This window comes from Frateuria terrea (assembly GCF_900115705.1).
Lineage (GTDB): Bacteria > Pseudomonadota > Gammaproteobacteria > Xanthomonadales > Rhodanobacteraceae > Frateuria_A > Frateuria_A terrea.
Genome location: NZ_FOXL01000002.1, coordinates 681,536 through 693,354, shown reverse-complemented (window position 1 = coordinate 693,354; position 11,819 = coordinate 681,536). Strand labels below are relative to the sequence as shown.

General features: G+C 69.0%; 11 protein-coding genes. 2 read left to right on the top strand and 9 right to left on the bottom strand.

Annotation, left to right across the window (positions count from 1 at the left end):
* Positions 1 to 84: 84 nt before the first annotated feature.
* Positions 85 to 648 (bottom strand): ribosome biogenesis factor YjgA, encoded by a 564-nt coding sequence (gene yjgA / locus BMZ38_RS03295; RefSeq protein ID WP_091334029.1) that lies wholly within the window; start codon positions 646 to 648, stop codon positions 85 to 87.
* The gene (locus tag BMZ38_RS03290) at positions 645 to 881 is read right to left on the bottom strand and encodes a DUF1653 domain-containing protein (RefSeq protein ID WP_091334028.1); all 237 of its coding nucleotides are present in this window, start codon (positions 879 to 881) and stop codon (positions 645 to 647) included. Before BMZ38_RS03290 ends, yjgA begins: the two co-directional genes overlap by 4 nt.
* 91 nt (positions 882 to 972) lie before the next feature.
* Between BMZ38_RS03290 and pmbA the strand changes: the two genes are divergently transcribed.
* Together pmbA and BMZ38_RS03280 are read left to right on the top strand one after the other, a co-directional pair.
* Entirely contained in the window at positions 973 to 2,325 is a 1,353-nt protein-coding gene (pmbA, locus tag BMZ38_RS03285; protein ID WP_245747161.1) for a metalloprotease PmbA, read from the top strand.
* Between the two features lie 205 nt (positions 2,326 to 2,530).
* Positions 2,531 to 2,875 carry a DUF4870 domain-containing protein gene (locus BMZ38_RS03280; protein ID WP_425431848.1) on the top strand — a complete coding sequence of 115 codons (345 nt, stop codon included), beginning with the start codon at positions 2,531 to 2,533 and terminating at the stop codon, positions 2,873 to 2,875.
* A 70-nt stretch (positions 2,876 to 2,945) separates the two neighbouring features.
* On the opposite strand, the gene BMZ38_RS03275 is transcribed toward BMZ38_RS03280, so the two are convergent.
* From BMZ38_RS03275 to dnaE, 7 genes are all read right to left on the bottom strand, one after another.
* Positions 2,946 to 3,881, bottom strand: coding sequence for a polyprenyl synthetase family protein (locus BMZ38_RS03275; RefSeq protein ID WP_091334025.1), 936 nt, complete (start codon positions 3,879 to 3,881; stop codon positions 2,946 to 2,948).
* Positions 3,841 to 4,098 carry an exodeoxyribonuclease VII small subunit gene (locus tag BMZ38_RS03270; protein WP_091334024.1) on the bottom strand — a complete coding sequence of 86 codons (258 nt, stop codon included), beginning with the start codon at positions 4,096 to 4,098 and terminating at the stop codon, positions 3,841 to 3,843. Before BMZ38_RS03270 ends, BMZ38_RS03275 begins: the two co-directional genes overlap by 41 nt.
* A 175-nt stretch (positions 4,099 to 4,273) precedes the next feature.
* A complete protein-coding gene (gene tilS, locus BMZ38_RS03265; RefSeq protein ID WP_245747160.1) occupies positions 4,274 to 5,578 on the bottom strand; it encodes a tRNA lysidine(34) synthetase TilS in 1,305 nt (434 codons plus the stop codon).
* Positions 5,571 to 6,323, bottom strand: coding sequence for an NYN domain-containing protein (locus tag BMZ38_RS03260; RefSeq protein WP_091334023.1), 753 nt, complete (start codon positions 6,321 to 6,323; stop codon positions 5,571 to 5,573). Before BMZ38_RS03260 ends, tilS begins: the two co-directional genes overlap by 8 nt.
* A 119-nt stretch (positions 6,324 to 6,442) precedes the next feature.
* Positions 6,443 to 6,829 (bottom strand): VOC family protein, encoded by a 387-nt coding sequence (locus tag BMZ38_RS03255; protein ID WP_091334021.1) that lies wholly within the window; start codon positions 6,827 to 6,829, stop codon positions 6,443 to 6,445.
* A gap of 4 nt (positions 6,830 to 6,833) precedes the next feature.
* Positions 6,834 to 7,790 (bottom strand): acetyl-CoA carboxylase carboxyltransferase subunit alpha, encoded by a 957-nt coding sequence (locus BMZ38_RS03250; protein WP_091334019.1) that lies wholly within the window; start codon positions 7,788 to 7,790, stop codon positions 6,834 to 6,836.
* Between the two features lie 306 nt (positions 7,791 to 8,096).
* Entirely contained in the window at positions 8,097 to 11,636 is a 3,540-nt protein-coding gene (gene dnaE, locus BMZ38_RS03245; protein ID WP_091334017.1) for a DNA polymerase III subunit alpha, read from the bottom strand.
* Between the last annotated feature and the right edge of the window lie 183 nt (positions 11,637 to 11,819).

Below are 11,819 nucleotides of genomic sequence, written 5' to 3'. Positions count from 1 at the left end.
GCCAATGGGCTCCCGCGCCGGGGAAAGGTTTGGGCGAGCGTGTCGGGGCTTGTCTCGACCATCGTCCGGGCGATGGACCGGCGCTCAGTCGTCGACGCCCTCGTCTTCTCCGCCAGCGTCGTCCTGCTGCAGGTCCTTCAGCAACTGGAAGATCTCCCGGAACGCCCGCGGCGGCTTGTTCGCCGCGCGCTCGCTGCGTGCCTGGCGCACCAGCGAGCGCAGGTGCTGGCGGTCGATGGCCGGGTGTTCGGCGATCAGTGCGGCGGCGGCTTCGTCGTCCTCGAGCAGGCGTTCGCGCAGCGCCTCCAGCCGGTGCATGGCCGCGGTTTCCTGGCGCTGGCGCTCGCGGTTCTCGCCGAGTTCGGCGCGCACGCTGTCGAATACCGCGTCTTCGTGGCGGCGCATCTTCTTGGCGAGGAATGCCAGCTGGCGCTTGCGCGCGATGTGCGAGCTGATGCGCCGCACGTTGGCGATCTCTTCGCGAACGTCCTCCGGCAGGTCGAGTTTCGCCAGGCGGCTGGGGGGCAGCTCGACCAATTGGGTGGCGAGCGCCAGCACGGCCAGCGCCTCGCGGCGCTGCTGGGTGCGGCTGGGGCCGTAGTCCTGCTCGTCGAGTTCGGTCTGATTGCGGCTGCGGCTCGGGCTCACGGCTGTTCCAAAGGGTCGGGGCTGGCGGTATCCAGCGCAAAGCGGGGCAGCGACTGTCCGTCGACGTTGACGGTTTCGCTGAACATGGCGGCAGGCCGAACCCACAGGCCGCGCTCACCGTAGAGCGCGCGGTACACGACCAGTTCTTCCAGCGTTTCGCTGTGGCGGGCGACACCGAGTACCTGGTAGCGCTGGCCCTTGTAGTGTCGGTAGACGCCGGCGGCCGGTGGCATGCGCGCTCCTTTTGATTGCATCGGGGCGACCCCATGTGCGAAGAGTCGCGCGGAATCCGCCGCCCATTCTACCTGCCTGAAGGAACGCCCCGTGAGTGCAGCCGCCTTGTCCGCCGATACCAGCCAACAGGAACTCGACCGCCTGGCCGAGCTCGCCGAGGACGTGATCCGCCGCGCGCGTGCCGCCGGCGCCAGCGCGGCGGAAGTGGCGGCGAGTGTGGACAGCGGGCTCAACGTCAACGTGCGGCTGGGCGAGGCGGAGACCGTCGAGCACACGCGCGACCGCGGCTTCGGCCTGACCGTGTACTTCGGCCAGCGCAAGGGCACTGCGAGCACCGCCGATCTCAACGCGTCCTCGGTGCAGGCGACGATCGACCAGGCCTGCGCGATCGCGCGCTACACCGAAGCCGATCCCGCCGCGGGCCTGGCCGACCCGGCGCGCATGGCGACCCGGTTTCCCGATCTGGACCTGTGGCATCCGTGGCATGTCGACACCGCCGGGGCGATCGAACTGGGCCAGCGCATCGAGGCGGCCGGCCGCGCGCACGCGGGAATCACCAATTCCGACGGCGCCGCCGTGCAGGCGGGCCAGACCCTGTCGGTGTACGCCAATTCGCACGGCTTCGTCGGGCGCGAACGCAACACGCGGCACGCGCTCTCGCTTTCGCTGATCGCCGGCGAAGGCGACGGCATGCAGCGCGACTACTGGTACGACTCGGTGCGCGACGCGGGCGACTTCATGAGTCCGCAGGCGCTGGGCGACAAGGCCGCCGAGCGCACGCTCGCTCGGCTGAACTCGCGCGGCCTGGGCACGCGCCAATGCCCGGTGCTGTTCGTGCCGGAGCTCGCACGTGGGCTGATCGGGCACCTGGTCAGCGCGGTGAGCGGTGGTGCGCTGTACCGGCGTGCCAGCTTCCTGCTGGACCATGCAGGCAAGCGTGTGATGCCCGAATGGCTGAACATCGTCGAGCGCCCGTTCCTGCCGCGCGGCATGGGCTCGGGCGCATTCGACGCCGAGGGCGTGGCCACGGCCGACAGCGCCCTGATCGAGAACGGCGTGCTGGCACGCTACATCCTGGGCAGCTACTCGGCGCGCAAGCTGGGGCTGGAGTCGACCGGCAACGCCGGCGGCATCCACAACCTGCTGGTCGAGCCCGGCCAGGGCGATTTCGCAGCACTGCTCGAGCGCATGGGCACCGGCCTGGTGGTCACCGAGGTGATGGGTCAAGGCGTGAGTACGCTGACCGGCGACTATTCGCGCGGCGCGGCGGGCTTCTGGGTGGAGAAAGGGCAGATTGCCTATCCGGTGGAGGAGATCACCATTGCCGCCAACCTGCGCGACATGTTTGCGGGCATCGTCGCGGTCGGCAACGACGTGGACCGGCGCGCGCAGATCCTGTCCGGCTCGATCCTGCTGGACCGGATGACCATCGCCGGCCAGTAGGCCCTTTGCCTATGGCAACGCCGCGCGGCTTTGCTAGCATCGCCGCACCGGCACCGGGCCGGCGTCCCGAAGGCAAGAGGAGACACGCATGAGTGTTCCACCCGATTCCGTCGTCCCGCCCCCGCCGCCCACCGGCGAGCCGGTGCCGCCGCCCGAGCCGTTCGACTCGGCCGGCATGCCCAGCCACGAGGAGCGCCAGTGGGCGTTGTTCGCGCACCTGTCCGCGCTGCTCGGTGGCTTGCTCACGGGCGCCTTTGCCGGCCTGGGCTGCTTCATCGGCCCGCTGGTCATCTGGCTGATCAAGAAGGACACCATGCCCTTCGTCGACGACCAGGCGAAGGAAGCGCTGAACTTCAATATCACGCTGGCCATCGTCGGCGTGGTGCTGTTGCTGCTGACGCTGGTCACGTTCGGCGTCGGTGCGCTGCTGACGGTCCCGATCGGTATCCTGGTCGGCATCGCCTGGCTGGTGTTCACCATCATCGCAGCGGTCAAGGCGAATGAGGGGGAACGTTACCGCTACCCCTTCACGCTGCGATTGATCAAGTAAACACGAGGCGGGCTTCGGCCCGCTTCTGCTTTCAGGGAACAGGTGGCCGGCTGAAGCCCGCCACCAGCCGTCAATGCGTGCGATGGGCTGCGTAAAGCGCCAGCTCTTCGAGCAGGCCGGCGCCTGGTCCGAACGCGGCGATGGCCTGAAGCGCCGTAGCAGTGAGCTCCGCCAGGCGCGCGCGTGAAGCCTCCAATCCGATGATCGAAGGGAAGGTCGGCTTGTCGGCCGCCGCGTCCTTGCCGGCGGTCTTGCCGATCACTGCCGATTCGCCTTCTACGTCGAGGATGTCGTCGCGCACCTGGAAAGCCAGGCCCACGGCGGCGGCGTAGCGGTCCAGTGCCTCCACGGCCGCGGTGCCGGCACCGGTGGCGAGCGCGCCCAGTTGCACGGAGGTGCGGATCAGCGCGCCGGTCTTGCAGGCATGCATGTGTTCCAGTTCGGCCAGCGTGAGCTTGCGGCCCACCGCGGCCAGATCCAGCGCCTGGCCACCGGCCATGCCTTCGGCACCGCAGGCGCGGCCGAGTACACGCAGCATCTGCAGCGTGCGGGCGGCCTCGGTACCGGCGTGCGGGTCGTGCGCGAGTATCTCGAATGCGAGCGCCTGCAGCGCGTCGCCCGCGAGGATCGCCATGGCCTCGCCATAAACCACATGGCAGGTCGGGCGGCCGCGGCGCAGCGCGTCGTCGTCCATCGCCGGCAGGTCGTCGTGGACGAGCGAGTAGGCGTGGATCAGCTCCACGGCGCAGGCCGGAGCGTCCAGCTCGGCGCCATCGCTGCCCAGCGCATGGCCAGCCGCATAGACCAGCAGCGGGCGCAGCCGCTTGCCGCCGCCGAGCACGGCGTAGCGCATGGCGCTGTGCAGTTCCAAGGGCGGCTGCTGCTCGCTGGGCAGCACGCGCCCGAGCGCAGCGTCGGCGCGCGCGGTCAGCGCGAGCAGCCGGGGGCCGAGTTGGGACAGCGCGTCAGGACTCGGATTCGAAAGGTTCGGCGTCGTCGGGCGCATCGGGATCGAGCAGCAGGCGCACGCGCAGCTCGGCCTGGTCCAGGGCCTGCTGGCAGTGACGGTAAAGGCCGATGCCGCGCTCGAAGGAGGCCAGCGATTCGTCCAGGCTCAGCTCCCCGCCTTCCATGCGCGCCACCAGTTGTTCGAGCTCGTCCAGCGAGTGTTCGAAGTCGGCGACGGACGGGGTTTCCGCGGGGGCGGGAGCGGGTTTGGCCATGGGCCGCAACGCTAGCGCAGCGGGGGAGGGGAATCAATGTTTGGAGCCGAAGCACTTGTCTCTACCTCCACTGGCACACCCTTCTCCCTTGGGAGAGGTCGCCGACAGGTGGGGAGGGGTTCGGGCGAAGCAGGGTGAGCGCACTGGCCGAACCTCTCCCGGAGGTGAGAGGGGCTCAGCTTGCCCGCTGCCAGTGCGGGTGTGCGCCCAGTGCATCGAACAGCGCCGCGCCTCGTGCCGTCCGCCAGAGATCGGCGACCGCGACCAGTTCGTTTCCGGCATAGAGCAACGGGCAGGCCTCACGCTGCCAGGGCGGCAATGCGATCTGCTGGAACAGGTCGCGCAGTTCGCGGGAGTGCCGGTCGTCGGCGGGCCTGATGCGTTCGCCGCCCTGGCGCAGGCGCACGGTGAGCGGTGCGGGCAGGCGGGCGACCGGTTCGAGCACGAGTTGGCCGCCGTCCGGCAAGGCCAGCGCCTCGCCATGCCAGCAGCTGGTCCAGCTCGGCTCGACCGGTGGCCGTGGTGCGCGAGCCCACAGCCGTTCCTTCCAGATGTGCAGTTCCGCGCCCGGCCAGCGCACGCACGGCTGCTGGCCCGCGCGGGCATGGCACTGGCGCTGGATCTGCCGGCGCTGGGCGGCCGTGGGTGCGGAGAGCCCGCGTGCGTGCAGCCAATGGTCGAGCATGGGCTCGCGCAGGGCGGGATCGAGTGCGAGCCATGCGGTGGCATCGAGGCTGCCGGTCGTCACGTCGTGCAGTGCACCGAAGGCCTCGAGCCAACGTGTGCGCAGGCTTTCGTCGGCGGCCCGGCAGAGCGCGGCGCTGTGCAGGATCGAATCGATGGCCTGCGGGAAGTGCCGCCGCAGGCGCGGCAGGATCTCGTGGCGCAGGTGGTTGCGCGCCAGCATGGTGTTGCGGTTGGAGGGGTCCTCGATGCAGGGCAGGCGGTGCGCCTGCAGATACGCGCCCAGCACCTCGCGCGGCAGGGCGAGCAGCGGCCGCCAGAGCTGGCCGGCACCGAGCGGGCGGATCGCCCGCATGCCGCCCAGCCCCTGTGGGCCGGCACCGCGCAGCAGCTTGAGCAGCACCGTCTCGGCCTGGTCGTCGCGGTGATGGCCGAGCAACAGCCATTCGCCCGGCCGGATCGCTTGCGCGAAGGCGGCGTAGCGGGCGCGGCGCGCGGCGGCTTCCAGGCCGTCGCCCGAACCGCGCGGCACGTCCACCCGCAGCACCTGGCAATCGACCTCCAGCGTGGCGCAGAGCGCCTGCGCCTGCGCTGACCAGATGCCGCTGTCTGCGTGCAGGCCGTGGTCGACGTGCAGCGCGCGCAGGCCCCGCGCGCGGGCGTGCGGCAGCGCGGCGAGCGCGTGCAGCAGGGCGGTGGAATCGGGCCCGCCGCTGAAGGCCACGCACAGCGGAGCGTCCGGGTGCTCGTCGATGGCCTGGCTCAGCGCGTCCGGCAGCGTACGAGGGTTACTCACGGTTGGCCGGTTTCTTCTTGTTGCGCACGTAGAAGTGCTTGCCGTTGCCGACCTGGCGTTCTTCGGTCTGGAACAGGCCGATGGCGTTGACCAGGCCGCTCAGCTTGCCGTAGCCCCAGTTGCGCGAATCGAACTCCGGCGCGCGCTTGCTGACGATGCTGCCGATCGCCCCGAGCCCGGCCCAGCCCGAATCGTCGGCAGCGTCCTCGATGGCATTGCGCAGCAGGTTGACCAGCCGTGCGTCCTGGCGCAGATCCTGCGTGCTCTGGCGTGGCACCGGCTCGGCCGGCTTTTCCTGGCCGCTGTCCGTTTCGCCGAGCACGTCGGTATAGATGAAACGGTCGCAGGCGGCCACGAACGGGCCGGGCGTCTTGCGCTCCCCGAAGCCGTAGACAGTCAGGCCCGACTCGCGGATGCGCCGCGCCAGCGTGGTGAAGTCGCTGTCGCTGGAGACGATGCAGAAGCCGTCGAAGCGCCCGGTGTAGAGCAGGTCCATCGCGTCGATGATCATTGCCGAGTCGGTGGCGTTCTTGCCCTTGGTATAGCCGAACTGCTGGATCGGCTGGATCGACAGCGCGAGCAGCTGGTCCTTCCAGCCGCGCAGGTGGTTGTCGGTCCAGTCGCCGTAGGCGCGCTTGACGTGCGCGGTGCCGTAGCGGGCAACCTCTGCCAGCAGGCCCTCGGCCAGCGTGGGCTGGGCGTTGTCCGCGTCGATCAGCACGGCGAGCTTGGCGTGGTCGGCCATGGTGCGGGACTCCTCCAGGTACAGGCCTGGATAGTAAACCGCGGGCGCGGGTCTCCTTGCAGAAGGGCGCGTGCGCGACCGTGCAGTCCCTGGCCGAGGGCAACGCAGGCACCTACAGTTCAGCGGGCGAAGCTAAGCTCGATGCCCAGGCCGCTGGGGTCGGTAAGGAACAGCTGCACCTGGTGCGGCTCGTCCACTTCGTCGACCTCATAGGCCAGGGCGGCAGCATCCAGGCGGGCGCGGACGGCGGCGAGGTCGGTGCAGGCGAAGGCCAGATGGTTGAAATGGCCGGTCACGGCGGGCTGAGCATCGCCGGGACCGGCGATGCTCAGGTGCAGCACGTCGATCTCGCCGGCATACAGCCAGTAGCCGCGCGAGCCAGAGCGGAACGCCGGGCGAGGGCCCGGGCGCAGGCCGATCAGGTCGATGTAGAAGCAGCGCAGGCGTTCGATCATCGCCTCCGGCGCGCGGATGTTCGCGTGGGCGAGACCGCGCACGCCGGTCATCGGCTTATTCCTGGTAGGCGCCGTAGCTGCGCAGCCGCTGGTAGCGCTGCTTCAGCAGTTCGGGCTCGGCGATGGCTCCGAGCTCGTCGAGCTGGTTCATCAACACGGCCTTCAGGCGGATCGCCATCGAGCGCGGATTGCGGTGGGCGCCACCGAGCGGCTCGCGGATCACCTTGTCGACCAGGCCGAGCTCGTGCAGGCGCGGGGCGGTCATGCCCAAGGCCTCGGCGGCGTCCCGGGCCTTGTCCTGGCTCTTCCACAGGATCGAGGCGCAGCCTTCGGGCGAGATCACCGAATAGGTCGAGTACTGCAACATGTTGACGCGGTCGCCCACGCCGATCGCCAGCGCGCCGCCGGAGCCGCCTTCGCCGATCACCGTGCAGACGATCGGCGTCTTCAGGTCGGCCATCTCCAGCAGGTTGCGGGCGATCGCCTCGCTCTGGCCGCGTTCCTCCGCGCCCACGCCCGGATAGGCGCCTGGGGTATCGATGAAGGTCAGCAGCGGCAGGCCGAAGCGCTCGGCCATCTTCATCAGGCGCAGCGCCTTGCGGTAGCCCTCCGGACGCGGCATGCCGAAGTTGCGACGGACCTTGGTCTTGGTGTCGCGGCCCTTCTGGTGGCCGATGATCATCACCGGCCGGCCGCTGATGCGGCCCAGGCCCCCGACGATGGCTGCATCGTCCGCGTAGGCGCGGTCGCCAGCGAGCTCCTGGAACTCCTCGCAGATCACGCCGACGTAGTCGAGCGTGTAGGGCCGCGCCGGATGGCGCGAGAGCTGGGTGATCTGCCAGGAGTTGAGGTTGCGGAAGATCTCCGCGGTCTTGATCTTCAGCTTCTCGCGCAGGCGCGCGACTTCCTCGTCGATATTGAACGCCTGGCCATAGCTGGCGTGGCGCAGCTCTTCGACCTTCGCTTCCAGTTCGGCGATCGGTTGTTCGAAATCGAGGAAGTTTGGGTTCATTCGCGGCGGTTCGTGACGCTGAAGCGGGGCAGTATAGCCGGGGTGGGTGGAAAGGCGGGAACGGGGGCGTATGGGCCCAAGGGCCGCTCGCGCTGAGCGTAGCGCAGCGGAGAAGAAGGCCGTCTGCGGTGGGGCGGCCCTCGGCCTCGGCCATGCGGCCTACGCTCGGGATGAACGTATTTCCTGGTTCCCTCTCCCCCCCGGAGAGGGTGCCCGCCAGGGCGGGTGAGGGTTCGGGCGCAGCGGAATGCCCGGCACGCTCGAATCCTCACCCCGACCCTCTCCCGGAGCCAAAGGGGCTTCGGATCAGGCCTCGGTTTTGATGATCCTGAGCTTGGCCGCCTCCACCCAGGACAGTCCGCGCAGGGCGCGCAACAGGTCGGGAATGGCGTTCACGCGCCAGTCCTCGCCCAGTTCCAGATCGGCCTGGGCGTCGCGGTTGTGGTAGCCGTGCAGGATCACGGTGGCGCGGCCGCCGCGGTAGCCGGCCAAGGTCTGCTTGAGCTCCTGCTCGAAACCCGGACCGATGCCGTTGAGCTTGACCCTGAGCGCGCGCGCGTGGCGCCGGCAGGCGTCGGCCAGGGTCATGGCGCCGCGGGCGCGCAGCTGAAAACCGCCACCGGAGAAATCGTCGATGCGCAATCCGCCCTCGACGATCAGCATCTCGTCGCGGGTGAGCAGGGGTGCCACCTGCTGGTAAAGCTCACCGAAGAAACTCACCTCGATCGTGCCGGTGCCGTCTTCCAGCCGCACGAAGGCGTCGCTGTCCCCCCGCTTGCGCACGGCGGTGACCATGCCGGCGACGGTCCAGGGTGTGTCCGGGCCGCGTCGGAAGCGGTTCTCCTCGCCGTCGTTCTTGCGCGTTTTCGGCGGCTGGTAGCGGTCGCCGATCTCGCCCAGCGGGCAGGTGGAAAGCTGGGCCAGCTCCTCGCGCCATGGGTCGGTAGGGTGGCCGGAAAGGTAGTGGCCAAGCGTCTCGCGCTCGCCTTGCAGCTTCTGCTCCAGCGGCCATTCGGGCGCGGTCGGCAGATCGATCTGCACCGCCGGCGTGCTGGTACCCATCAGCGCGCCGAACATGTCGTTCTGGCCAGACTGCTTGTCGCGCAGGTGCTGCTCGGCGGCCTTGATCGCGTCGGGCAGCTGCAGCATCAGGCTGGCGCGGTTGGGGGCCAGCGCGTCCAGGCTGCCGGAGAGGACCAGGGCTTCGAGCACGCGGCGGTTGAGCTTGGCCGAATCGACCCGGCGGCAGAAGTCCGCGAGGTCGGTGTAGGGGCCGCCGCGCCGCCGCTCCTCGACGATCGACTCGCAGGCGCCTTGCCCGACGCCCTTGATCGCGCCAAGGCCGTAGCGGATGACCTTGGGCTCCACCGCCACGAACATGAAGTTCGAGGCGTTCACGTCCGGCGGCAGGATGGTCAGGCCGATCGCGCGCGACTCGTCCAGGAACGTCACCGCCTTATCGGTGTTGTCCATGTCCGAGGAGATCGTCGCGGCCATGAACTCGGCCGGGTAGTGCGCCTTCAGCCATGCGGTCTGGTAGGAGACCAGCGCGTAGGCGGCCGCGTGCGACTTGTTGAAGCCGTAGCCGGCGAATTTCTCCATCAGGTCGAAGATGGCGTCGGCCTTGTCGCCTGGGAGCCCGTCTTTTGCGGCACCCTCGCGGAAGGTCGCGCGGTGCTTGACCATCTCCTCGACTTTCTTCTTGCCCATCGCGCGGCGCAGCAGGTCGGCGCCGCCGAGCGTGTAGCCGCCGACGATCTGCGCCATCTGCATCACCTGCTCCTGGTAGACCATGATGCCGTAGGTCTCTTTCAGGATCGGCTCGACGCGCGGGTCGGGGTACTCCACGTCCTCGCGGCCGTGCTTGCGCGCCACGAAGCTGGGGATCAGGTCCATTGGGCCAGGGCGGTACAGCGCCACCAGCGCGACGATGTCGCCGAAGCGGTCGGGCCTGGCGTCCTTGAGCATGCGCTGCATGCCGGATGATTCGAGCTGGAAGACTGCGACCGTCTGCGCGCGCTTGAGCAGCTCGTAGGTCGGGGCGTCGTCCAGCGGCAGGGCGGCGATGTCCAGCGGTTCCTCGCCGCTCTTGGCGCGGCGTTCGTTGATCGCCTTCACCGCCCAGTCGATGATGGTGAGCGTGCGCAGGCCGAGGAAGTCGAACTTCACCAGGCCGACCGCTTCGACGTCGTCCTTGTCGTACTGCGTCACCACGCCACCGCCGCCCGGCTCGCAGTACAGCGGCGCGAATTCGGTCAGTGGCCTGGGGCCGATCACCACGCCGCCGGCGTGCTTGCCGGCGTTGCGGGTGAGGTTCTCCAGCTTCAGCGCCAGGTCGATGAGCGTGCGCGCTTCCTCGTCCTGCTCGTAGAGCTCGCAGAACTCGCGCACTACGCGGTCGGGTTCCTTCTTCGACTTGTCCGAGCGGCCGAGCGCGTCGGACAGCGTGAGGTCCAGCGGTCGCGGCGGGATCAGCTTGGCGATGCGGTCGACCTGGTTGTAGCCCATGCCGAGCACGCGGCCGGAGTCGCGCAGCACGGCCTTCGCCGCCATCGAGCCATAGGTGATGATCTGGCTGACATGGTCGCGGCCGTACTTGCGCGCCACGTAGTCGATCACCTCGTCGCGGCGGTCCATGCAGAAGTCGATGTCGAAGTCGGGCATCGACACGCGCTCGGGATTCAGGAAGCGCTCGAAAAGCAGGTCGAACTGCAAAGGGTCGAGGTCGGTGATCTTCAGCACCCAGGCCACCAGGGAGCCGGCACCCGAACCACGGCCGGGACCGACCGGGATGCCGTTGTGCTTACCCCAGTTGATAAAGTCGGCCACGATCAGGAAGTAGCCGGGGAAGCCCATCCGGATGATGACGTCGAGCTCGCGCTCCAGTCGGGCCTCGTAGTCGGCCAGCGTGTAGCCGGGCGCCAGTGGGTTGGCCTCAAGGCGTTCCTTCAGGCCCGCGCGCGCGGTCTCGCGGATGTAGCTGTCGAGGTCGTAGCCTTCGGGCACCGGGAAGTCGGGCAGATAGTAGGTGCCGAACTTGAGTTCCAGGTTGCAGCGCTTGGCCAGCTCGACCGTGTTTTCCAATGCTTCCGGCAGGTCGGCGAAAAGTTCGGCCATCTGCGCCGGGGATTTGAGGTACTGCTGGTCGGAGTAGTCGCGCGGGCGCTTCGGGTCGGCCAGTACGCGGCCCTGGTGTATGCACACGCGCGCCTCGTGTGCCTCGAAGTCGTCCTGCTTGAGGAAGCGCACGTCGTTGCTGGCCAGCAGCGGCAGGCCGAGCCCATCGCCCAGCGCCAGCGCAGCCGTATTCCAGGATTCCTCGCCTTCGCGGCCGCAGCGGGTCAGTTCCAGGTACAGGCGATCGGGAAACAGCCGTGCGAGCGGCTGCAGGCGTGCGATGCCGGCATCCACGCCCTGGCTTATCGCGACGCGCCCGACCTCGCTCTCGCGGCCGAGCAGGGCGATCAGCCCGCCGGTGGAGTCGTGTGTCAGCCAGCCCGCCTCGACCAGGGCCTTGCCGCCGTGCTGGCCTTCACGCCAGGCGCGCGAGACCAGCCGCGACAGGTTGAGGTAGCCCTCGCGGTCCTGGCACACCACGGTCAATCGCCAGGGACGCGGGTCGTCGGGCGAGCCGATCCACAGGTCGCAGCCGCCGATCGGCTTGACGCCCGCCGCGTTGCACGCCTTGTAGAACTTCACCAGGGCGAACATGTTGCTGTCGTCGGTCAGTGCCACTGCCGGCATGCCTTCGCGCACGCAGGCATCGACCAGCGCCTTGATGCGGATGGTCGAATCGACCAGCGAATATTCGCTGTGCAGGTGGAAATGGACGAAGCGCGCGGACATGCAGACCCTGGGTGCTCTCATCCATTCTACGCAGCCGGCGCCACCCGGTCACCGAATCAGGGCGGGGGTCGCCTCTTGCCGTGCGCAGGCACACGGTGCACCGGCTTGCCAGCGACCGCCAGCTGCTTTCGGCGACGCTCATCCGCCTGTGAACAGGCGCAAACGGACCGGGGCACCCACGGT

Bases quoted from the DNA above. Each gene is read 5' to 3' on its own strand.
- BMZ38_RS03290 (WP_091334028.1), bottom strand. From the start codon at position 881: ATGCCACCGGCCGCCGGCGTCTACCGACACTACAAGGGCCAGCGCTAC.
- BMZ38_RS03275 (WP_091334025.1), bottom strand. From the start codon at position 3,881: ATGCGCCCGACGACGCCGAACCTTTCGAATCCGAGTCCTGACGCGCTG.
- BMZ38_RS03270 (WP_091334024.1), bottom strand. From the start codon at position 4,098: ATGGCCAAACCCGCTCCCGCCCCCGCGGAAACCCCGTCCGTCGCCGAC.
- BMZ38_RS03260 (WP_091334023.1), bottom strand. From the start codon at position 6,323: ATGGCCGACCACGCCAAGCTCGCCGTGCTGATCGACGCGGACAACGCC.
- BMZ38_RS03255 (WP_091334021.1), bottom strand. From the start codon at position 6,829: ATGACCGGCGTGCGCGGTCTCGCCCACGCGAACATCCGCGCGCCGGAG.
- BMZ38_RS03250 (WP_091334019.1), bottom strand. From the start codon at position 7,790: ATGAACCCAAACTTCCTCGATTTCGAACAACCGATCGCCGAACTGGAA.
- dnaE (WP_091334017.1), bottom strand. From the start codon at position 11,636: ATGTCCGCGCGCTTCGTCCATTTCCACCTGCACAGCGAATATTCGCTG.